We start from the raw sequence: 21,873 nt of genomic DNA, 5'->3' as shown, positions 1-21,873 counted from the left end.
TTTCCCTAAGCTGTTTTTAATGGCGGAAACAGAATTTCAGTGTAAGGTATGCCTACTGAATTTTACCGTTGAGAATACATGAAGCTGAGTACATTACGCCTGATCTCGGGCGCCGTCTTGCTGGCGTGCGCCTGCATGGCCCAGGCGGAAATCCGTTTGAGCGATCCGCTGCCGCTGGCGCCAGAAGTTACCGTAGGAAAATTGCCGAACGGCTTGACCTACTACATCAAAAAAAATGCCCGTCCGGCGCAGAAAGTCGAACTGCGCCTGGTGGTGAAAGCCGGTTCCATCCTGGAAGACGACGACCAGCAAGGCCTGGCGCATTTCACGGAACACATGGCTTTCAATGGCTCCACGCATTTCAAGCGCAATGAGCTGATTTCCTATTTGCAATCGATCGGCGTGAAATTCGGCGCCGACCTGAACGCCTACACGAGCTTTGATGAAACCGTCTACGTGCTGCCGATTCCGACGAACAGGAAGGGCAACCTGGAAAAGGGTTTCCTCGTGCTGGAAGACTGGGCGCACGGCTTGAAATTCAATCCGGCCGACATCGACAGCGAACGCGGCATCGTGCTGGAAGAGGCGCGCCTGGGCAAGGGCGCCAGCGACCGCATGAACAAGGTGCTGTATCCGAAGCTGCTGAACGGTTCGCGCTATGCGCAGCGCATGCCGATCGGCAAGGAATCCGTGCTGAAAACCTTCAAGCCCGAAGCCATCAGGCGTTTCTACAAGGATTGGTACCGTCCTGACCTGATGGCCGTGATGGTGGTGGGCGACGTCGAGCCGAAGCAGGCCGAAGCGATGATACGCCGGCATTTCGGCAAGCTGAAAAATCCCGCGCAGCCGCGTCCGCGCCTGTATGCGGAAGTGCCGCAGCGCGCGCAGACGGAAGCGCTGGTGATCACGGACAAGGAAGCGCCCGATGACAGCGTCTTCATCCGCTACCCCATCCGTCCCGCGCAGGAGCCCGTCACCATCGCCGACTACCGGCGCCAGATGATCGAGAACCTGTATGGCCAGATGCTCAGCGCGCGCATGCAGGAATTGTCGCAGCAAGCCAATCCGCCGTTCATCCAGGGCGGCAGCAGCATGGGCAAGCTGGTGCGCGGCTATGAATCGTTCAGCGCGTACGCCTTGCTGGGCAAGGGCGGCGTGCAGCCAGCCATCGATGCGCTGGTGCAGGAAGACGAGCGGGCGCGCCGCTTCGGTTTCAGCCAGGACGAACTGGACCGCGCGCGCAAGGACATGCTGCGCAACTACGAGCGTGCGTACAGCGAACGCGACAAATCCGATTCCTCGGGCTTCGTGGCCGAGTATTCGCGCAACTTCCTGGAACAGGAAGCCATCCCCGGCATCGCCAATGAATTGCTGTACGCGCAGCAGCTCCTGCCGCAGGTGACCTTGCAGGAAATCAACGAAACGGTGGCCAAGGTCATCCCCGACCAGCAAAAGAAACTGGTGGTCTTCATGGGCGCCGAACCGCAGGCGGGCGATGCGGCCTCGAACGTGCCGACGCAGCAGCAATTGCTCGATGCCGTGGCGAAAGCCGAGCAGCAAACTATCGAGCCGCGCACGGAGAAAGTGCTGGCGAGCAAGCTGATGGACGGCCCGCCGGCCGGCGGCAGCATCGTTTCGGAAAAGCTCAACAGCGCCATCGGCGTGACGGAACTGATCCTGGGCAATGGCGTGCGCGTGCTGCTGAAACCGACGGACTTCAAGAACGACCAGGTGCTGATGGGCTCGACCCGCTTCGGCGGCCAGTCGCTGTTCGGCGACGCCGACATCTATAACGCCCGCTATGCCAGCGCCGTCGTCGGCAGCATGGGCTTGAAGGACCTGGGGCCGCTGGATCTGCAGAAGGTGTTGGCGGGCAAGACCGTCAACGTAGGCGCCTCGCTGGGCGAGCTGAGCGAAGGCTTTGGCGCGTCCTCGAGCAGCGCCGACGTGGAAGCCATGCTGCAGCTGGTGTATTTGTATTTCAACGACGTGCGCAAGGATGCGGGCCTGTACCAGTCCTTCATCGGCAAGCAGCAGGACCTGGCGAAAAACAGCATGGCGCAGCCGGAAGCCGTGTTTTATGATGCCGTCCAGCGCGCCACGTTCGGCGACAGTCCCCGCGTCGACGGCGTGCCGCGCGCGGCCGATTTCGACAAGGTGGGCCTGGAGCGCTCGCTGGAGATCTTCCGCCAGCGCTTTTCCAGCGCGCGCGACATGACTTTCATCTTCGCGGGCAGTTTTCAGATCGACAAGATCAAGCCGCTGATCGCCGGCTACCTGGGCACCTTGCCCGTGGGCGACGTGCCGCATGCCTACCGCGACGTGGGCTTGCGCCCCGTGAGCGGCGTGGTCAAGAAGGATGTCTACATGGGCAGCGAGCCGAAGAGCACGATTTCCATCTCCTTCAATGGCAAGGTGGCGTATTCGGACGAGCAGAAACTGACCCTGCAGGCGCTGGGCGAGGTGCTGAACCTGAAAGTCATCGAAGTGCTGCGTGAAAAGATGGGCATGATCTATGGCGGCGGCTTCGAGACGGCCATGGGCCAGCATCCGTATGGCTATTATTCGGTGGCGCTGAACTTGCCGACGGGACCGGAAAACGTGGACAAGGTGATCGCGGCCGCCTTTGCCGAAATCGGCAAGATGAAGACGGACGGACCCTCGGCGGCGAACCTGGAAAAGGTCAAGCTGAACTGGATCACGCGCCAGCAGAAGTCCTTGCGGGAAAACAACTACTGGATGAGCCAGCTGTTGGCGTCCGTGACCCAGGGCCGCGACCCCGCGCACATCCTGCGCTACGAGCAGCGCGTGCGGGCCATCACGCCGCAAGCCGTCAAGCTGGCGGCGCAGCGCTACCTGGACATGAACAACTATGTGCAGGTGGTCTTGTATCCCGAGCGCAAGAATGTTGCGGTAAAGTAATGTTCCTTGATCACGTGCATGCATCGGCATGGCGGCGAAGCTGTTAAACTGTCGGCAATGGATGTGATACCGCAGTTTTATAACGTAAATACGCAAGGACAGCACGATGGCTAAGAAAGAAGAACTCGATCCGGAAACCCTGGAATTGATCAACTGGTGTATCGAAGTCGAAGGCTTCCTCGTGGCCGGCGGCGCCACCGTGGCGCAGGCGCAGGATCATATCGAAGAGCAGGTCGAGTGGTTTACCGACCAGTTCTATGATGGCTTGACGCCCGAAGAGGCGGCCAAGGAAGCCTTGGCCTGACCTTCAGTCAGACTTCAGCAAAACATATGCGGGCGGTGCCTGCCGGGCATCAGCCTGGTAGCGCCGCCCGCTTCGCTTTTCTGAAAAAATTTCCACGTGGAAATTGTTTATAATTCCACATTTTAATCTTTACCCAGGCTCCCATGACTCTCCGTTCGCGCGTTCTCCTCCTGTGTTTCAGCACCTTGCTGGGCATCGTCCTCATCGCTTCCTTTTCCCTGTATTCCCTGCGCCAGACCATGATGGCCGAGCGCGTCGAGCAATTGACGGTGCTGGTCGAGCTGGCCAATGCCTCGGTGGAAAAGGCGTATGCGCTGGAACAGTCGGGCAAACTCACGCGTGAGCAGGCGCAGCAGCAGGCCAAGCTGGCCATCGGCAGCTTCGTCAAGGACGAGATGTATTACTTCGTGCGCGATTTCAGCACCGACTTGCTGTACGTGCACCCGAATCCTGCGCGTATCGGCACGCCGCAAAAGAACATGAAGCAGTCGGGCGACCGCTACCGCGCGGCCCTGGCCAACAGCCGCATCGGCATGGTGCAGGCGGATGGCACGCGTCCCGGCGTGAAGGATCCGGTGGCGAAGATGTATGCGGTGGTGAAATTTGCGCCGTGGGACTGGGTGGTCGGCACGGGCACCTACATCGATGACATCAACCACAAGTTCTGGGCCCAGGCGGGCGTGCTGCTGGCCATCGGCGGCGCGCTGATGCTGGTGGTGGGCGCCCTGGCGGCCCTGATGCTGCGCCGCATCCTGGGCCAGCTCGGCGGCGAACCCGACTATGCGGCCGCCATCGTGGCACAGATCGCCAAGGGCGACCTGACGACGCACATCGACACGCGCCCCGGCGATACGTCCAGTCTGTTGATGGCGATCAAGGCCATGCGCGACAACCTGGCGCACCTGGTAAGCCAGGTACGCAACGATGCCGACGCCATTTCCACGGCCTCGGGCGAGATCGCCTCGGGCAACCACGACCTGTCGGCGCGCACGGAGCAGCAGGCGGGTTCCTTGGAAGAAACGGCCTCGACCATGGAAGAGATGACCTCGACCGTGCGCCAGAATGCGGACAATGCGCGCCAGGCCAACCAGCTGGCCATTTCCGCTTCGCAAGTGGCGAGCCAGGCGGGCGGCGTCGTCAGCCAGGTGGTCGACACCATGGGCGCCATCAATGCCTCGTCGAAAAAGATCGGCGACATCATCGCCGTCATCGACGGCATCGCCTTCCAGACCAATATCCTGGCCTTGAACGCGGCCGTGGAAGCGGCGCGCGCAGGCGAGCAGGGCCGTGGCTTTGCCGTCGTGGCGTCGGAAGTGCGCAACCTGGCGCAGCGCTCGGCCGCGGCCGCCAAGGAAATCAAGCAATTGATCGACAGTTCCGCCGAACAGGTGGGCGCCGGTGAAAAACTCGTGGCGCTGGCGGGCGAGACGATGGAAAAGGTCGTCTCCAGCGTGCGGCATGTAACCGATATCGTGGCCGAGATTTCCTCGGCCAGCGCCGAGCAGAGCGCCGGCATCGAGCAGATCAACCAGGCCATCGTCGAAATGGACAACATGACGCAGCAAAACTCGGCGCTGGTGGAGCAGGCGTCGGCGGCGGCGCAAGCCATGAACGAGCAGGCGGCCGGCCTGGCGCAGATCGTCAGCGTGTTCAAGGTGGGCGCCACGGCAGCGGCGCCGCGTCCGGCCGGCAGGGCGGCGCAGGCCCGTTTGCCGCGCTAGCCTTGGCGCCTCTGTAGAAGCAGCACAGGTTCCTTCAGCGTTGGAGGAACTTTTCACCTGGCCGGCTGTCGAACCTTCCTTGGTCCCCTGGGGATGTCGATACGAGGTGAGCATGACGGACGGTTTTTCCTACCACGCGGCGTTCGCCCGCAACCTGGGCTGGGTCACGCAGGCAGAGCAGGACAGCTTGCGCGGCAAGCGCGTGGCCATCGCCGGCATGGGCGGCGTGGGCGGCGTGCACTTGCTGACCCTGGCCCGGCTGGGCATCGGCGCCTTTCACATCGCCGACTTCGACACCTTCGATATCGCCAATTTCAACCGCCAGGCCGGCGCCATGATGTCCACGCTGGGCCAGCCCAAGGCCGACGTGCTGGCGCGCATGGCGGCGGACATCAATCCCGAGCTTGACATCAAGCAGTTTCCCGACGGCATACACGCGAGCAACCTGGCGGCGTTTTTCGACGGCGTCGACCTGTACGTGGACGGCCTGGATTTCTTCGCCTTTCCCGCGCGCCAGGCCACCTTCGTCACCTGCGCGCGCCTGGGCATACCCGCCATCACGGCCGCACCGCTGGGCATGGGCACGGCGGTGCTCAATTTCTTGCCGGGCGGCATGACGTTCGAAGAATACTTTGGCTGGGGCGACTTGCCGGAAGAAGAAAAAGCCCTGCGTTTTCTCGTCGGCCTGGCGCCGGCCGGCCTGCACGGCCCGTATCTGGTCGATCCGTCCGCCATCAACCTGAAGGCGCGGCGCGGGCCGTCAACCATCATGGGCTGCCAGCTGTGCGCGGGCGCGGCCGCCACGGAAGCCTTGAAGATTTTATTGAAAAGGGGCAAGGTCCTGGCGGCGCCGCACGGCATGCATTTCGATGCCTACCGCAACAAGCTCGTGCATACCTGGCGCCCGGGCGGCAACCGCCACCCGCTGCAACGGCTGGCAATGGCCATCATCAAGCGCCGCCGCGCGGCGCAGGAGGCGTAAATGGGGCAGGCAGCGCAGATCGCGCAGATTGATTCTATGCTGGAAAACATCCTCGACCAGGCGCGCTGGGCGCCCAGCGGCGACAACACGCAGCCATGGCGCTTTGAAATCGTCGAGCCGCGCCACGTCGTCGTGCATGGCTTCGATACGCGCAGCCACTGCGTGTACGACCTCGACGGCCATCCCAGCCAGCTGTCGCTGGGCGCCTTGCTCGAAAGCCTGGCGCTGGCGGCCAGCAGCCACGGCTTGCGCATGGAGGCGCGGCGGCGCATGGCCATGCCCGACACCCTGCCTACCTTCGACGTGCTGCTGGTCGACAGCCCCGGCATGCCGCCCGACCCGCTGGCGGCCTTCTTGCCACGGCGCAGCGTGCAGCGGCGGCGGCTCAGCACGCGCCGGCTGCGGGCCAGCGAAAAGGCCGCGCTCGATGCCTGTTTGCCGCCCGGCTACACGGTGCAGTGGTACGAGGGCGGGCGCGCGCGCCTGGCCTGCGCGCGGCTGATGTTCGACAATGCGAAGCTGCGCCTGACCATGCCCGAGGCGCACAAGGTGCACCGCGACGTCATCGAATGGGGCGCGCGCTTCAGCGCCGACCGCATCCCCGACCAGGCGCTGGGCGTGGACCCGATGACGGCGCGCCTGATGCGCTGGGTCATGCAAAGCTGGCGCCGCGTGGATTTCTTCAATACCTGGCTGGCCGGCACGCTGGCGCCCCGGCTGCAGATGGACTTGCTGCCTGGCATCTCGTGCGCCGCGCATTTCGCCCTGCTGGCCGCCGCGCCGCCGCGCCACACGGACGATTACGTGGCGGCCGGGCGCGCCATGCAGCGCTTCTGGCTGACGGCCACGCGGCTGGGCCTGCAATTGCAGCCGGAACTGACGCCGCTGATCTTCGCCCGCTACGTGCGCGAACGGCGCACCTTTTCGCGCACCGAGGGCATGCTGGAGCTGGCGCAGGAGCTGGCCGTGCAGTGCCAGACCGTGCTGGGGCCGGCGGCGTTTGACCGGGCCGTGTTTCTCGGGCGCATAGGCGCCGGACCGGCGGCCCAGGCGCGTTCCTTGCGCCGGCCGCTACGGGATCTGATCGTGGCCTCGGGCCCGGGCGAATAGGGCGTCTGGCGATGGCCCGGCTTGACGCCATGGCGCGCGCCATCTTGGCCGCATGCTGGCCAGCGCGGCGCATCCCGCCGCCATCAGGGCCAGCGTGCCTGGCGACGGCATGGGCGTGCTCGACGGCACGTAGGCCAGTTCAGTGCTGTTGATCATGTTCAAGACCAGCGTGTAGCTGCCAGCCGCCAGGTTGTCGGTGACGGCGCTGAACAGGCCGCCGCAATCGGTGCCGCTGCCCGTGCCCGTGGGGGCGCCGCAGCCGGTGGGATCGTAGGTGAACAGGCTGCCGCTGGTGAGCGGGCTCTGCGCGTAGCCGGTATTCAGGTTGGCGCTGTCGGCCAGTTCGGTGCCGCCCAGTATGCCGGAGCCGAGCGTGCCGTCGGGCGCCCAGTTGAAGGCGACCTGGCCATTTTCATCGATGAGGGTAAAGGTCAGCCCCACGTTCGCGCTGGCGGACGAGCCCAGGCCGGCCTGGGCGTCCAGAAACAGCTGCATGTAGGGCTGGGCCTGGAAATTGAACGCGAGGGTCGCGCCGGGCTCGCCGACAACGATGTTGATGGCCAGGGCGGTGCTGGAACCGTTGCGCCCCGATGCATCGGCGGTGCCGGCGCCAGTCAGGAAGGCTTCCGCCGCATTCACCGTATGCGTGCTGGTCGAGCCGGGCGGGAAGGGGGGAATCTGCGAGCTGATGATTTGCGCGTCGCCGCGCGCGTACGAGGCATTGCCCATGCCTTGCTGCGTAAAATCGTTCTGGCCCTTGCTGACGGCGCCGCGCGCCGCCTGCGGCGCATCGATTTCGTTGCTGCCGCCCCGTATCACGCCGCTGCCATTGAGGCTGGCCGTGGTGCGCGACAAGTCGATATTGCTGACCAGGCTGATGGAGCCGCTGGGGTTGCTGATGGTCAGGCCATAGGCGTTGATATACGAATAGCCGTACGCCGTCGCCCTGGCAGCGCCGCTGCTTCCTAGCAAGAGCAGGGTCAGCACGGCCGCCGGCAGCCGTGTACAGAAAAAAGTCATCATGAAAATCCTCATGTGCTGGCGTACGTTGTAAGGAAAGCCGACAGTGCGCGGCATAAAAAAGGCGAGGAGACTTCCCTCGCCTGTGAATGCCCCCCGGTTACATGGTTCAGGCTGCGATCTTCCGGCGGCTGGCGTAGCCCAGGCCTGCCAGGCCCAGGCCCAGCAGGGCCAGGGTGCCGGGCTCGGGCGCAGCTTGCTTCACCAGGTCCACGCTTTCCACGGCATTCAAGGTCAGGGTGTAGTTGCCGGCCGCCAGGGCATTGCTGACGGCGCTGAAGTTGCCGCCGCAAGCCGTGCCCACTCCCGTGCCGCCAGGCGTGCCGCAGCCGGTGGGGTCATACGTGAACAGGTTGCCGCGCGTCAGGAAGTTGGTCGCCAGGCTGGTGTTCAGGTTGGCCGCGTCGGCCGATTCCGTGCCGCCGAAGATGCCGGAACCGATGACGCCATCGGGGGTCCAGTTGAAGACGGTCGCGCCGGTCGAGTCCGTGATGGTGAAGGTCACCACCAGGTTGGCTGTCGCCGTGGACAGCTGGCCCACCGTGCTTTGCAGGAAGACTTGCATGAATGGCGACGAGAAGAAGTCAAAGCTCAGCGTTGCCGTTGGCGAACCGACGACGAAGTTGACCGAGAAGCCCGTGGTCGAGCCGTTGCGGCCGGAGGCGTCGGCAGTGCCGGCAGGGTCGTCCAGGTGGGCTTCGGCCACGTTCACGGCCTGCGTGGAGGTGGAGCCGGGCGGAAACGAGGGGAACTGCGTGCTGACGATCTGCGCGTCGCCGCGCGAGTAGTTGCCCGTGGGGCCTTGTTGCGTGAAATTGTTTTCCCCTTTGGTGACGGCGCCGACGGCGGCGCGGGGCGAGTCGAGCAGGCCGGGACCGCCATTGATGACGCTCACGCCATTCAGGGTGGCCGTGGCGCGCGAGATCGTGGTGCTGTTCAGGGCGGTGATGGAGCCCGTGGCGGCGGCGATCTGCAGGCCGAAGATGTTGTTGTAGGAATAGCCGTAGGCGCCCGCCTGTGCGCTACCGGCGGCGCACAGCATGGCCAGTGCCGCCGCGGCCGGGAGCAGTTTCAGTTTAGAAAATTTCATTTTGTTCACCTCGTGGTTGAGTGAGTCTGGAAGTCTTGCCTGAGTCCTGTGGGCAGGTGCTCATGGCCAGACCTAAGCGACTTCCATGCCAAGGCATGAGGTGCGTGTGAAATCAAGGACTTGGCGTGCTTTTGTTGACGTAATGCAGGTGTTGTCAGGCGTGCTGTAAAAAAAGCCGACGCCGGGCCGTCACTGCAGCAGCGCTCGCATATGCGTGAGCAGGCGCGGTCCCGGCAGGCAAGCCCGGAAGGCGTTCGCCAGTTGCCGCGCGGCCAGCCGGGTGGGGGCGTCGTCGAGCAGGCGCGTGGCGGCATGGCGCAGGGCCGTTTCCTGGAAGCGGTCGGCGCGCAGCAGCAGGCCGGCGCCGGCGCCGGCGACGCCATGCATGTTGAGGAACTGGTCGAGGTTGCCGGCGATGCCGATCACGGGCACGCCCGCCGTCAGCGCCTGCTGGCTGGTGGGACTGCCGCCGTTGCAAATGACCAGGCTGGCGCGCCGGGCGGCCGCGTCGCCGGGCAGGAAGGGCGCGACGAAGGCGTTCGGCGGCACGGCGTCGAGGCGGACGGTGCCGGCCGTGGCCGCCAGCACGGTGACGGGCAGGGGCGCCAGCGCGCGCAGCACGCGCGGCAGCAGCTGGCCCTGGCCGGAACTGCCCAGGGTGACATAGATGATGGGGCGTCCGCTGCTCAGTTCAGGGCGCTGCCACCAGTCCGGCAGTTCGAGCGGCGGCGCCCAGATGACGGCGCCCAGGTAGTCGTGCGTGGGCGGCATGGCATGGGGCGGGAACAGTTGCGCAATATCCGCATACAGGGTGCGGTCCGCATCCGTGTAGGTGCGGCGCAGGTCGCCGCCCAGGGACGGCAGGCCGTGGCGCCGCCGCACGCGGTTCAGCGGCACGGCGTGCGAGGCGAAGGCCAGCGGGCGTACCAGGCGGAACAGGGGATCGGCCAGCCAGATGGGCAGCATGCCCGTCAGGGGCAGGCTGGGCACCGTGTAATGCTGGCGCACGTAAGGGCTCCAGTAGGCGTTGCTGACGGCAAGGTAGGGAATATGCTGCTGGCGGGCGCTGACGGACAGCGACAGGCGGAAGTCGCCGATCACGAGGTCGGGCTGGACGGCTTGCAGCAGGCGCAGGTCGTCTTCCACGTAGCGCAGCAGCGTACTTTCCGTGTAGACAGGCTTGCCGCTGGCCAACGCCTGCAGAAATTGCTGAGAGGAAATGCTGTCGATATGCCAGCGCCGGAAGGACGCCTGCTTGAAGCAGAAGTCGTAGCCGTCGGTACAGGCAAAATGCACCTCGTAGTCATCCTCGGCCAGGCCTTGAGCCAGGCTCAGAGGGCGGCCGACATGGGCCAGGGTTACTGCCTCGGCCATGAAAAGAATTTTTTTGCGCGCCATTGCTTGCCGTCTTGCCAGCTTTCCCGCGAGGTAACGCTCATGCGTGCAAGGTTGGAGTGGCGCCGCGCCGTTTGGTTCCCCGGCGCCTGCCACAGGCGGGCGACGGGGATTTGCACCATCGGCTACAGTGGGGGCAAAGGAGATCACCATGCAGCCACTATCCCGTCACGCCACGCTGCGTGCGCACAGCACGCCCGAACCGGATATCCCGCCGCCGCCCGAAGGCGATCCGCTCAAGCCGCCGCCGGAAAAGCCGCCGCATACGGACCCCGTGCCCGTCGAGGAACCGACGCCGCCGCCGCCGCCCGTTAGGATGGCTTGACCGCAAGGCTCCCGCCGCCCGCCTGGGCGGCCGGCCATGCGCCGCCGCGCTGCCTATTTCTAGTCGGAAATGGATTGCGCGGGCGGCTGGATTGCCACGCCAATTAAACAACAAAAATGCCAATAAACGTTGCCGAGTGGATACAAATCAAGCTCTAACTGCTGTGTGTCATGCGGCCGTCACGATTCTGTTCTTATAATGAGACATCATAAAAATTCTTGTACAGGAGACCATCATGGGCAATTCCTTGCATAACAAAATCTACCTGGGACGGCGTCCTGTGATGAGCAGCAAACACCTCGTGGCGCTGGCGCTGGCCGGCGCCGTGGCAGGCTGCGGCCTGGCATGGCTGCTGCTGCGCACCTACAAATAAGGGCGCTCACGCCCGTGTTTCAGCCGCCCGGCCGCACGGCGGGCGGCGCCAGATTTGCGTTGCCTGTTGCCGATGCGCAGCGGGGCGCGTACCATGGGGGCCGAACACCTGGCCTTTTATGGAAAAGTAATGAAGAACGAGAAATTAACAACCGATGAATATGACGCGCTGGAGCAGGTTGCACGCGGCATCAAGACCGAGCGCCCCAGCGCTTGCGTTGCCCGCAATGCCAAGCGCCTGTCCGGCCTGAAGCTGCTCAGCTACGCCCGCGATGGCCGTCTGTCCATCACCGAGAAGGCGCAGCAACTGCTGTTCCTGCGCCGCTGCATCATGGGCTTGCGCGCCGTGGCAAGCGATCCGCTGACCAAGCTGGACACGGACGTGGCTTACTTCCTGGGCAAGAAAGCCCACATCGTGGCGCGCGCCGAGGGCGAGGGCCACGACATTTCCGACAAGGGCCGCGAATCGCTGGCCGACATCGACACCCTGGGACTGTAACAGCCTGTCCCTGACGCCGGCCCCTGGGGCCGGTTTTCACATCCCCCTATTATTTCCCCTTGGAGAATACTTTGGACAGCGCGATGAACTGGTCGGCCCACGAACTGACGATGACGGTCCTGATGACGCCCGATATGGCCAACTTTTCCGGCAACGTGCACGGCGGCACCATCCTGAAATACCTCGACAGCGTCGCCTACGCCTGCGCCAGCCGCTATTCGGGCAGCTATGTGGTGACCTTGTCGGTGGACCAGGTGATGTTCCTGCAGCCCATCCACGTGGGCGAGCTGGTGACGTTCCTCGCCTCGATCAATTACACGGGCACGACCTCGATGGAGGTGGGCATCCGCGTGGTGACGGAAAACATCCAGCAGCGCCTGGTGCGCCACGCCAACAGCTGCTATTTCACCATGGTGGCCGTGGACGCCAACCGCAAGCCCGTGGCCGTGCCGCCGCTGGCGCTGGAAACGCCGGAGCAGCAGCTGCGCTTCGAGCAGGCCAAGCTGCGCAAGCTGTCGCGCCAGAAGGTGTCGAAGAAATAAAGCGTTGCGGACATAAAAAAACGGCCGCCAGAGCGATCTGGCGGCCGTTTTTTATTGCATGCCTAGAGGCAATGGCAAACCGTGATTAACGGTCGCCGTAGCTGCGGCGCGCGCCGTCGGTGCTGCGCGGGTTGGAACCCTTGTAGCCGCCGCCGGTGCTCGGCGCGCCGTCCTTGCGTGGTGCGCCCGGCTTGCTGAACGTGCGTTGGCCCGGCTTCGCGCCGCCACGGTTGTCGCCTGGTTTCCAGCCGCCTGGACGGGCGCTCGAACGTGGCGCCGATGCTGTTTTCTTCGGCTCGAAACCTTCGATGACATTGACCGGGATCAATTGCTTGGTGAAGCGTTCGATGCGCTTGACGTTCATGCCTTCAGCGTGGTTCACCAGCGAGATGGCCAGGCCATTGCGGCCAGCGCGGCCGGTACGGCCGATGCGGTGGACGTAGTCTTCCGGGAACTTCGGCAGATCGTAGTTGAACACGTGGGTGATCGTCGGCACGTCGATGCCGCGGGCGGCAACGTCGGTGGCGACCAGCACCTTGACCTGGCCGCGGCGCATGCCGTCCAGGGTGCGGTTGCGCGCGCCCTGATGCATGTCGCCGTGCAGGGCGGCAGCCGAGAAGCCGGCGATGTTCAGACGGTCGGCGATGGTGTCGGCGTCACGCTTGGTGGCGGTAAACACAACAGCCTGGTCCAGCGTTTCGTCGCGCAGCAGGTGGTCCAGCAGGCGGTTCTTGTGCGACAGGTCGTCGACGAAGTGGACGCGCTGCGTGATGTTTTCATGCTTGTTGCTCGAACTCGCCACCTGGATGACCAGCGGGTTTTTCGTGATGCGGCGCGCCATGTTGCCGACGACACCGTCCAGGGTTGCCGAGAACAGCATGGTCTGGCGGCCTTCCGGCGTCGCTTCGACGATCTTTTCGATGTCGTCGATGAAACCCATGTCCAGCATGCGGTCGGCTTCGTCCAGCACCAGGATTTCCAGTTGCGAGAAGTCGATCTTGCCCGAATCCATGTGGTCGATCAGACGGCCTGGGGTAGCGACCAGAATCTCGGGATTCTTGGCCAGCAATTGCATCTGTTTAGGGTAAGGCATGCCGCCCAGGATCGACACAGCCTTGATGCGGCGGATGCCGGTGCTGTACTTGTCGGTATTGGTGGTCACTTGCAGGGCCAGCTCGCGCGTCGGCGTCAGCACCAGCATTTTTGGCTGGGCAGCCTTGAAGCGTGGACGCTCGCCGCGGGCGCGCGATGCCTGCATTTCCTGGTTCGGCGTCTTGCCGGCGGCGCTTTGTTCGGCGCTGGCCAGTTTGTGCAGCGATGGCAGCATGAAAGCTGCCGTCTTGCCCGAACCGGTCTGCGACGAGACCAGCAGGTCACGGCCTTCGATCGCGGCTGGAATCGCTTGCGACTGTACCGCGGTTGGCGCGGTGTAGCCCGATTCGGTCAGAGCGGCGAGGATGGACGGATGCAGGCCTAAGGATTCAAATGTCATTCTTTTTCTTTCGTAAAAATCAGCGTTCTTGCAAAAAGCAGAACGCAAAATAGCAACGCCAACCAAAACGAAATGACTCAACTAGAAAGAAATTTCGGCACAAAAGCTTTGCGCCGGGACGGTGTCAGGTGCGACACACAAGGCGGGAGGGCTTTATAAGCGGCATCCTGTGGATGCGCTAAGGCTTGCGAAGCTGCTAAGTTTGTAGTGCATATAACTGCGGTGTTGCCATCGCTTCAAGGGAACATATTGCAGCGCACAACGACACTATACCGTATTTGCCGCCGTTTTGCACTGCCTAAATGGGAAGAAACGCGCGTCCTACCACGTTTTGATGCTGTTTTCTATGTGAAATCAGTAGAAATACGTAGATTTTGCGCGCTTAATTGAGCATGGCCACGATGTCGGCGGGCAGCGGCGGCGTCTGTCGTGCAGGCCGGGCTCCAGCTGATACTTTCCCTTGGCATGCCGCCAGATCGGTACACGTCACCGCATTATTCCACTTCGGGATTGACGGCCATCACTTGCGAAAAGCCGCCATCGACGTAGGTAATCTCGCCCGTGATGCCCGAGGCCAGGTCCGACAGCAGGAAGGCGGCCGTGTTGCCCACTTCCTCGATGGTGACGTTGCGCCGCAGCGGGGCGTGTTCGGCGACAAAACCGAGGAGTTTACTGAAATCCTTGATGCCGGAGGCGGCCAGGGTCTTTATGGGGCCGGCCGAGATGCCGTTGGCGCGGATGCCGCGCGGGCCCAGCGATTCGGCCAGGTAGCGCACGGACGCTTCCAGCGACGCTTTGGCCAGGCCCATGGTGTTGTAATAGGGCACGGCGCGCACGGCGCCCAGGTAGGTCAGGGTCAGCACCGAGGCGCCCGGACGCAGCAGGGGCAGGGCGGCCTTGGTCATGGCGGGAAAGCTGTAGGCGGAGATGTCGTGGGCGATGCGGAAGCTCTCGCGCGACAGGCCGTCAAGGAAGTCGCCCGCGATCGCTTCGCGCGGGGCGAAGCCGATGGCGTGCACGAGGCCATCGAGGTGTTCCCAGTGCTGCGCCAGGTCGCGGAAGGCGGCCGCGATCTGCTCGTCGTTGCCGACGTCGCAGTCGAACACCAGTTCGCTGTTGAATTCCGCCGCGAATTCCGTGATGCGCTCCTTGAAGCGTTCGCCCACATACGTGAAGGCCAGCGTCGCGCCTTCGCGGTGGCAAGCCTTGGCGATGCCATAGGCGATGGAGCGGTTCGACAGCAAGCCCGTGATGAGGATTTTTTTGCCTTGCAAGAAAGCCATGATGACTCCTGTCTGGGTGGGTAGGTCGGATGTGCAACCGGCCGCGACAGCAAAGCTGTGGCGGCCGGTGGAAATCAGATGTCGGGTGGTTTGCAACGCCTAACAACGCCTGACAGAACCGTAGCGAGCGGAAGTGAGGCTCGGCGCCCCCGTTGGCCTGAGAAGCGCAACCGTACTTTTAGTACGGTGAGCATCGCAGGCTGCAAATCACGACGCGCAGTAGCTTATGTCAGGTGTACTCAATGGCGCGCTTTTGCCCGGTTGTTGCCGCCGCCGCGCTGGATGCGCGGCTTCACCAGGGAAATTGGCGCCGTTTGCGCCTTGCCGCCCTTGGCGGCGCGGCGCAACGCCTTGGCGGCCCGTTCCGGACGGTCCGCTTCCAGCAGCATGGTGGCGCTGTCGGCGATTTCCTGGGTGATGTCCTTGTTCATCGTGGCCGAAGTCTTCGGCACGAGGATGGTGGAGCCGGCGCGCAGGCTGGTGCGCTGCGGAATGTTGTTCGCCTGGCGCAGCACGTCGGGCGTGGTGCCGAATTTCGACGCCAGGGTTTCGATGCGTTCGCGCGCGTTGGTGATCTTGTGCGTGGTCCAGCTCGACAAGGCATGGCCCCATTGCGCTAGGTTGGTGGTGAACTTGGCGGCGTTTTCCTGCGGCAACAGAATCTTGGTCTTTTCGCCGCCGATGATGACAGGGCGGTTGAATTGCGGGTTCAGGGCCTTGAATTCATCCATCGACAGCTCGGCCAGCTGGGCGGCGACCGTGATGTCGATGTCGCTGGTCTTGTCGATGGCCGTGAAGTAGGGCTGGTTGTCGACCACGGGCAGGGTCAGGCCGAACTGCGCCGGATTGGCGATGATGTTCTTGACGGCTTGCAATTTTGGCACGTAATTGCGCGTTTCGGCCGGCATCAGGTCGGCCAGGCTTTCAAAGTCGGTCGGCTTGCCCAGCGCCTGGTTTTTCTTGATGGCGCGCTGTACCGAGCCTTCGCCCCAGTTGTAGGCGGCCAGGGCCAGTTGCCAGTCGCCAAACATGTCATACAGGCGCTGCAGATAGGTCAGGGCCGCATCGGTCGAGGCCAGCACGCCGCGGCGCTCGTCCTTGAACATGTTTTGCTTGAGGTTGAAATCGCGCCCCGTGGCGGGCACGAATTGCCACATGCCGGCCGCATTGGCGCTGGAGAACGCCTGCGGGTTGAAGGCGGACTCGATGAAGGGCAGCAAGGCCAGTTCCGTCGGCATGCCGCGCTTTTCCAGTTCCTGCACCACGTGGAAGATGTAGCGCGAGGCGCGCGCCGTGGTGCGGGCGATGTAGTCGGGGCGGGTGGCGTACCAGTTGACGTGGTTGGTGACGAGCTGGTTGTTAATGTCGGGAATCGCATAGCCGCTGCGGATGCGGCCCCAGACGTCGGCTTCGCGCAGCGGATCGGAACTGTCGCTGAGGTTTTTCAGCAGGCGGTCGGTCTTTTGCAGGCGGTTGTCGAGGGTGGGGAGTTTCGCCGTGACCTGGGCGGCCATCGGGATCAGGGCAGGTGCTGTGGCGGCGACTGGCGCGTTATCGCTCTCAACACCGGCTTCGTACGCCTGGCTGAGGGCGGGCGCGAGCGCCAGGGCCAACGCCGCCAGGACGGTAGATTTAAAGGAGTTTTCGTGCATAGTGTTCCATTGTTGTCGTCGGAGAAACATCGGACAGACCCATGATCAAGCAGCGAGTGTACGTATATCCACATGCCGGAGTCAAGAATTATGTCAGCATGATGACAGGAAATAAGCGGCAATAGATCAGAAACGGCTGAGTTTCCCCGCGCTGATGCTGTCATTATTGCAAATTTAATTTGCCCAATGCGTGTTTCGGCCGCTGTTATAGCATACATGGCGCCGTCTCTGGCGCAAGGCTGGCGCACGCCGGGTATGAGACTGCGCAAAGAGTGCGTACAATTTGGCTTTGGGCCGGCCATTCGCGCGCCGGCCATGTTACCGATAGAGAGCATCAATGATGAACACCCCGCCGCGCCACGACGACGACCACGCCGTCATCATCGCCAATACCGTTGACTGGATGGAAAAGGCCGTCATCGGCCTGAACCTGTGCCCGTTCGCCAAGGCCGTGCACGTCAAGAAGCAGATCCGCTACGTGGTGTGCGATTCCAGCAATCCCGAAGATTTGCTGGCAATGCTGATGGACGAGCTGCAAACGCTGGCCGACACGGACCCCGGGCAGATCGACACGACCCTGCTGATCCACCCGTACACGCTGAACGATTTCCTCGACTATAACGAGTTTCTCGACGTGGCTGACGCCGCCGTGGAAGACATGCACCTGGCCGGCGAGCTGCAAGTGGCCAGTTTCCACCCGAATTACCAGTTTGCCGAGACGTTCGAGGACGACATCAGCAACTACACCAACCGTTCGCCGTATCCGACCCTGCACCTGCTGCGCGAAGACAGCATCGAGCGCGCCGTGGAAGCGTTCCCGGAAGCGTCCGAAATTTTCGACAAGAATATCGCCACCCTGGAAGCGCTGGGCATCGAAGGCTGGAAAAAGCTCGGCGTGCCGAAGGTTTCCTGATGGCTGACAAGGAATTGCCATTGCGTCCAGACACGCCCTGCGTGGCCGTGTGCTCGACGACCTTCGATGAAATCTGCCGCGGCTGCGGCCGCAGCGTCGTGGAAGTGGCCCACTGGGTGTCGATGACGGATGAAGAGAAGGAAGTGGTGTGGGTGCGGATTCTTTCGCAAGGGTATCCGCGCCGGAATACTTAATAGCGACGCAATAGAGCAGTATCCCCCTATTGCGTCGACGCTTAAGCAAATCGTAGCGAGCGGCGATGATTTGTGGCTAAGAAGCGCAGCCGTACTCAAGTACGGCGAGCATCGCAGGCCGCAAAGCGCGCCGCGCAGTAGATTTGCCTATGCGTTTCAGTAACTGCCGATAAAGTCTTTCTTGCCCACTTCAATGCCATTGTGGCGCAGGATGTCATACGCCGTCGTCGCGTGGAAGAAGAAGTGCGGCAGCGCGTAGTGGAACAGATAGGTCTGGCCCGTGAAGTGCTTGGTCTTTTCGCCGCTGCCGGTGGTGATGGCGCGCGTTTCGCTGCCGTCGATGTCCGCTTGCGGCAGGCTTTCCAGGAAGGCGATGGTTTTCACGATGCGCGCCTTCAGTTCTGCAAAGCTCTGTTCGCTGTCTTCATATGGCGGCACGGCAACGCCGGCCAGGCGCGCGCCGCAGCCCTTGGCGAAGTCGGTGGCGATCTGGATCTGGCGCACGAAGGGCAGCATGTCCGGGAACAAACGGAACTGCAGCAGGGCGTTCGGGTCGATTTTCTTGTCTTGCGCGTGGGTTTCCGCCTTGTCGAGGATGGCGGCCAGGCTGCCCAGGATCTGTTTGAAGACGGGGATCGATGCGGAATAGATGGAGAAGGTCATGATGGTTCCTCTAGGTGAAGTGGCGCGATGATAGCAAGTCGCGCGGTTTTCTGCTGGCGGCCGCGGGCGGCGCTGTCGCAGCTGTGGTTTTTCCGGCCTGTCCATATGGCATGCGGCGGCCCGCACGATGTGTTTATTGGTGACTTTTCGGGCTTTTTGCATGCATAATTGCTCTTGAAAAAGTTTCATCCCGCCACTTCCACCCAGACTCCCCTGTAAAGTTCGATGATCGCGCGCCTGATCCCTGTTGCCCTGTTCCTGCATGTCTAATTCTGCCTACCGACGCCTGCGCTCCAGCCTGCGCGCCCTGTACGGCTCGTCGATCTATGGCGCGCTGCTGCTGGTGGTATTCGGCGGCCTGGTCATTCCCTCCATCATCGGCAGCTACCTGCTGGTGGGCGTGCACGAACGCCAGTCGGCGCGCACCAGCCTGAACGAGGCCTTGCAGCGCAATGCCGACATCCTCGCGCTGGGCATGCAGGAGTCGCTGTGGAACATGAATGCGGAATCGGCCCATTCGCTGGTCGAGTCGGTGATGCGCGACCGCGCCGTGCTGCTGGTGAGGGTGCTGGGGCAGGGCGATACCGAATTCATCAGCCTGCGGGCGCCGCAGCGGCCCGTGGGCAATCTGTACCGCGCCGGCCGCGACATCCTCGTGCGCGGCGAGCGCATCGGCCATGTGGTGGTCGAGATGGACGATGCGCGCAGCCAGCAGGAGCTGCGCGAAAAGCAGGTCGCCTATATTTTCGTGCTGGGCGCGCAACTGGCCGTGTCGATGGCGCTGATCGTGCTGTTCCTGAACCGCCGGCTGCTCAAGCCGCTGCGCCGCCTGATGCGCTTTTCCGACCGCCTGTCGCACGGCGACTTCGATACGCGCCTGGACTCGGGCAGCAATGACGAGCTGGGCCGCCTGGCGGCGCAGCTGGAGCAGATGCGCGCGGCTATCCGCCAGCTGTTCGAGGACGTGGGCCAGCGCGAGGAGCGCTTCCGCACCATCGTCACGCAGGTGCCGGGCGCCGTCTTCCGCTACCGGCCCGATGGGCCCATCGACTTCGTCAGCGATGCGATCGAGGAGATCGCCGGTTATTCGGCGCGCCAGTTCATGCGCGGCACCACGCATGCGTGGGCCGACCTGATCTGCCCGGAAGACCGCCGCGCGCACCGCCGCGCCGTCAAGCAGGCCGTGCTTGAGGTGCAGCCGTATGCGCTGGAGTACCGCATCGTCGACGCCTTCGGCACCGAGCGCTGGGTGGCCGAGAACGGCCAGCCGCAGGCCGGCGAGCAGGGCGTGACCTGGGTCGACGGCATCATCGCCGACATCAGCCAGCGCAAGCACCACGAAATGCGCATCGAGGCGCTGCTGACCGAGCAGAGCGCGATTCTCGATAATGTCATGTTCGGCGTGATGTTCGTGCGCCACCGCCGCATCATTTCCGTGAACCGCCGCTGCGAGGAGCTGTTCGGCTATGATCCAGGTCAAATGATGGGCAAGTCGACCGCCATCGTCTTCACTTCCTCGTATGATTTCGAGGAGGCGGGCGAGCGCCAGTACCCGGCCCTGGGCCTGGGGGGCGACTTCAGCGAAGAGCGCCAGTACCAGCGCCGCGACGGCAGCCTGTTCTGGGCGCTGGTGAGCGGCTGCGCGCTCGACCCGCAGCGCGCCAACGAAGGCAGCATCTGGGTGTACGCAGACATCACGGCGCGCAAGGAAGCGGAGGAAAAGCTGCGCCTGTCGGCCACCGTGCTCGAACACATCGCCGACGGCGTGATGGTGGTCGACGCGAACGGCATCATCGTCACCGTCAACCCGGCGTTTACGCAGATCACCGGCTACAGCGAAGCGGAGGCGCTGGGCCGGCATTCGTCGCTGAACCGCTCGGCGCGCCACGACGCGGCCTTCTACCAGGCGCTGTGGGACGAGCTGATCGCCAGCGGCTTCTGGCGCGGCGAAGTCTGGCACCAGCGCAAGAACGGTGAAATCTACCTCGAGTGGCTGACCATCAGCGCCGTGCGCGACACGCGCGCCGTCACCACCCATTACGTAGGCGTGTTCAGCGACATCACCCTGATCAAGGAGTCGCAGGAAAAGCTCGACCACATGGCCCATCACGATCCGCTGACGGCGCTGCCGAACCGCCTGCTGTTCCACGACCGCCTGCAGCACGCGCTGCTGCGCGCCGCGCGCGACCAGGAGCAGCTGGCCGTGCTGTTCATCGACCTGGACCGCTTCAAGAACGTCAACGACACCCTGGGCCACCATGTCGGCGACGAATTGCTGCAAAAGGTGGCCGGCCAGCTGGCGGCGCGCCTGCGCGAAGGCGACACCCTGGCGCGCCTGGGCGGCGATGAATTCATCGTGCTGCTCGAAGGCATAGACGGCGAGTATGGCGCCACGCAGGTGGCGGAAAAGCTGATGACCATGTTCGACCAGCCGTTCACGGTGGCCGGCCACGAATTGTTCGTCACCTGCAGCGTGGGCATCAGCCTGTATCCGGACGATGCGCTGGACTTGAACATGCTGATCCGCAATGCCGACGTGGCCATGTACCAGGCCAAGGCGCGCGGGCGCAACGGCTACCGCTTCTATGCGCCGTCGATGACGGGCGAGGGCGTCGAGCGCCTGCGCCTGGAAACCTTTTTGCGCCGCTCGCTGGAAAAGAACGAGATGTTCCTCAATTACCAGCCGCAGGTGGAGATCGACACGGGCCGCCTGGTGGGCGTCGAGGCGCTGGTGCGCTGGAACCATCCGGAGCTGGGCCTGGTCCCGCCGGCCCGCTTCATTCCGCTGGCCGAGGACAGCGGCTTCATCAACCAGCTCGGCAAATGGGTGCTCGACGAGGCGTGCCGCCAGATGATGCGCTGGCAGGCGCAGGGCTTGCGCGTGCCGAAGATGGCCGTGAATCTGTCGGTAAAGCAGTTCGAGCGGGGCAGCATCGCCGGCATGGTGGCCGACATTCTGAAGGAGACGGGCCTGGAGCCGCAGCGGCTGCAGCTGGAAGTGACGGAGTCCGTGATCATGAACACGGGCGACGCCCTCGGTTTCATCAACGACTTGCACGCCATCGGCGTGGGCCTGGCCATCGACGACTTCGGCACCGGTTATTCCTCGCTGGCCTATTTGAAGCAGCTGCCCGTGCAGACGCTGAAGATCGACCGCTCCTTCATCAAGGATATCTCGACGGACGTCAACGACGAAGCGATTGCGATTGCCATCATTCAGCTGGGCAAGAGCATGCAATTGTCCGTCATCGCCGAAGGCGTGGAGACGGAAGAGCAGGCGGCCTTCCTGCTGCGCCACGGCTGCAAGCTGGCGCAAGGTTATTTTTATAGCCGTCCGGTGCTGGCACAGGATATGCTGGAGCGCTGGATCGATGACTAATTAAATAAGGGAGTT

The 21,873-nt window shown here is 63.4% G+C and carries 19 protein-coding genes; 12 read left to right on the top strand and 7 right to left on the bottom strand.

Annotated features, from left to right (window positions below):
• The first annotated feature begins 78 nt into the window (after nt 1–78).
• From CBW50_RS21825 to CBW50_RS21805, 5 genes are all read left to right on the top strand, one after another.
• Nucleotides 79–2,922, top strand: coding sequence for an insulinase family protein (locus CBW50_RS21825; RefSeq protein ID WP_086147489.1), 2,844 nt, complete (start codon nt 79–81; stop codon nt 2,920–2,922).
• Nucleotides 2,923–3,028: 106 nt separating this feature from the next.
• Entirely contained in the window at nt 3,029–3,226 is a 198-nt protein-coding gene (locus tag CBW50_RS21820) for a hypothetical protein (protein ID WP_010399555.1), read from the top strand.
• Nucleotides 3,227–3,369: 143 nt separating this feature from the next.
• The gene (locus tag CBW50_RS21815) at nt 3,370–4,947 is read left to right on the top strand and encodes a methyl-accepting chemotaxis protein (protein ID WP_086147488.1); all 1,578 of its coding nucleotides are present in this window, start codon (nt 3,370–3,372) and stop codon (nt 4,945–4,947) included.
• Nucleotides 4,948–5,059: 112 nt separating this feature from the next.
• Nucleotides 5,060–5,929, top strand: a complete 870-nt coding sequence (locus tag CBW50_RS21810) for a ThiF family adenylyltransferase (RefSeq protein WP_086147487.1) — start codon at nt 5,060–5,062, stop codon at nt 5,927–5,929.
• Nucleotides 5,930–7,039, top strand: coding sequence for a nitroreductase family protein (locus tag CBW50_RS21805; protein WP_086147486.1), 1,110 nt, complete (start codon nt 5,930–5,932; stop codon nt 7,037–7,039). It begins immediately after the preceding gene.
• Here CBW50_RS21805 and CBW50_RS21800 read toward each other — a convergent pair.
• The 3 genes from CBW50_RS21800 to CBW50_RS21790 all read right to left on the bottom strand — a co-directional run bounded on the left by CBW50_RS21800 (nt 7,001) and on the right by CBW50_RS21790 (nt 10,523).
• Nucleotides 7,001–8,062: an EDSAP-1 family PEP-CTERM protein gene (locus CBW50_RS21800; protein ID WP_193068879.1), complete on the bottom strand. Its 1,062-nt coding sequence runs from the start codon at nt 8,060–8,062 to the stop codon at nt 7,001–7,003. The genes CBW50_RS21805 and CBW50_RS21800 overlap by 39 nt on opposite strands.
• A gap of 106 nt (nt 8,063–8,168) precedes the next feature.
• Nucleotides 8,169–9,149 (bottom strand): EDSAP-1 family PEP-CTERM protein, encoded by a 981-nt coding sequence (locus CBW50_RS21795; RefSeq protein ID WP_086147500.1) that lies wholly within the window; start codon nt 9,147–9,149, stop codon nt 8,169–8,171.
• Nucleotides 9,150–9,338: 189 nt separating this feature from the next.
• Nucleotides 9,339–10,523: a glycosyltransferase gene (locus CBW50_RS21790; RefSeq protein ID WP_226935867.1), complete on the bottom strand. Its 1,185-nt coding sequence runs from the start codon at nt 10,521–10,523 to the stop codon at nt 9,339–9,341.
• 172 nt (nt 10,524–10,695) lie between these two features.
• Here CBW50_RS21790 and CBW50_RS29480 point away from each other — a divergent pair, with 172 nt between their 5' ends.
• From CBW50_RS29480 to CBW50_RS21780, 4 genes are all read left to right on the top strand, one after another.
• Complete coding sequence (locus CBW50_RS29480) at nt 10,696–10,869, top strand: hypothetical protein (RefSeq protein WP_172404852.1); 174 nt, start codon at nt 10,696–10,698, stop codon at nt 10,867–10,869.
• Between the two features lie 235 nt (nt 10,870–11,104).
• Nucleotides 11,105–11,242, top strand: a complete 138-nt coding sequence (locus tag CBW50_RS29475; RefSeq protein WP_157792289.1) for a hypothetical protein — start codon at nt 11,105–11,107, stop codon at nt 11,240–11,242.
• Between the two features lie 129 nt (nt 11,243–11,371).
• A complete protein-coding gene (locus CBW50_RS21785; protein ID WP_086147485.1) occupies nt 11,372–11,740 on the top strand; it encodes a hypothetical protein in 369 nt (122 codons plus the stop codon).
• Nucleotides 11,741–11,823: 83 nt separating this feature from the next.
• Nucleotides 11,824–12,282 (top strand): acyl-CoA thioesterase, encoded by a 459-nt coding sequence (locus CBW50_RS21780; RefSeq protein ID WP_086147498.1) that lies wholly within the window; start codon nt 11,824–11,826, stop codon nt 12,280–12,282.
• An 85-nt stretch (nt 12,283–12,367) separates the two neighbouring features.
• Here CBW50_RS21780 and CBW50_RS21775 read toward each other — a convergent pair whose 3' ends face one another.
• From CBW50_RS21775 to CBW50_RS21765, 3 genes are all read right to left on the bottom strand, one after another.
• On the bottom strand, nt 12,368–13,774 hold the full coding sequence (locus tag CBW50_RS21775) for a DEAD/DEAH box helicase (RefSeq protein ID WP_071322891.1): 1,407 nt from the start codon (nt 13,772–13,774) through the stop codon (nt 12,368–12,370).
• 494 nt (nt 13,775–14,268) lie between these two features.
• Complete coding sequence (fabI, locus tag CBW50_RS21770; protein WP_086147484.1) at nt 14,269–15,057, bottom strand: enoyl-ACP reductase FabI; 789 nt, start codon at nt 15,055–15,057, stop codon at nt 14,269–14,271.
• Between the two features lie 239 nt (nt 15,058–15,296).
• Nucleotides 15,297–16,709, bottom strand: a complete 1,413-nt coding sequence (locus CBW50_RS21765; RefSeq protein ID WP_086147483.1) for a transglycosylase SLT domain-containing protein — start codon at nt 16,707–16,709, stop codon at nt 15,297–15,299.
• Between the two features lie 340 nt (nt 16,710–17,049).
• Between CBW50_RS21765 and CBW50_RS21760 the strand changes: the two genes are divergently transcribed.
• Both CBW50_RS21760 and CBW50_RS21755 read left to right on the top strand, forming a co-directional pair.
• A complete protein-coding gene (locus CBW50_RS21760; protein WP_086147482.1) occupies nt 17,050–17,622 on the top strand; it encodes a DUF1415 domain-containing protein in 573 nt (190 codons plus the stop codon).
• The gene (locus CBW50_RS21755; RefSeq protein ID WP_077406743.1) at nt 17,622–17,816 is read left to right on the top strand and encodes a DUF1289 domain-containing protein; all 195 of its coding nucleotides are present in this window, start codon (nt 17,622–17,624) and stop codon (nt 17,814–17,816) included. Before CBW50_RS21760 ends, CBW50_RS21755 begins: the two co-directional genes overlap by 1 nt.
• A gap of 156 nt (nt 17,817–17,972) precedes the next feature.
• On the opposite strand, the gene CBW50_RS21750 is transcribed toward CBW50_RS21755, so the two are convergent.
• Entirely contained in the window at nt 17,973–18,479 is a 507-nt protein-coding gene (locus tag CBW50_RS21750) for a DUF1993 family protein (RefSeq protein WP_034779265.1), read from the bottom strand.
• Between the two features lie 262 nt (nt 18,480–18,741).
• Here CBW50_RS21750 and CBW50_RS21745 point away from each other — a divergent pair, with 262 nt between their 5' ends.
• Nucleotides 18,742–21,858 (top strand): EAL domain-containing protein, encoded by a 3,117-nt coding sequence (locus tag CBW50_RS21745; RefSeq protein ID WP_086147481.1) that lies wholly within the window; start codon nt 18,742–18,744, stop codon nt 21,856–21,858.
• Nucleotides 21,859–21,873: the final 15 nt, after the last annotated feature.

The organism is Janthinobacterium sp. GW458P, from assembly GCF_002127585.1.
Taxonomy (GTDB): domain Bacteria; phylum Pseudomonadota; class Gammaproteobacteria; order Burkholderiales; family Burkholderiaceae_D; genus Janthinobacterium.
This window is presented reverse-complemented; position numbering and strand designations above follow the sequence as displayed.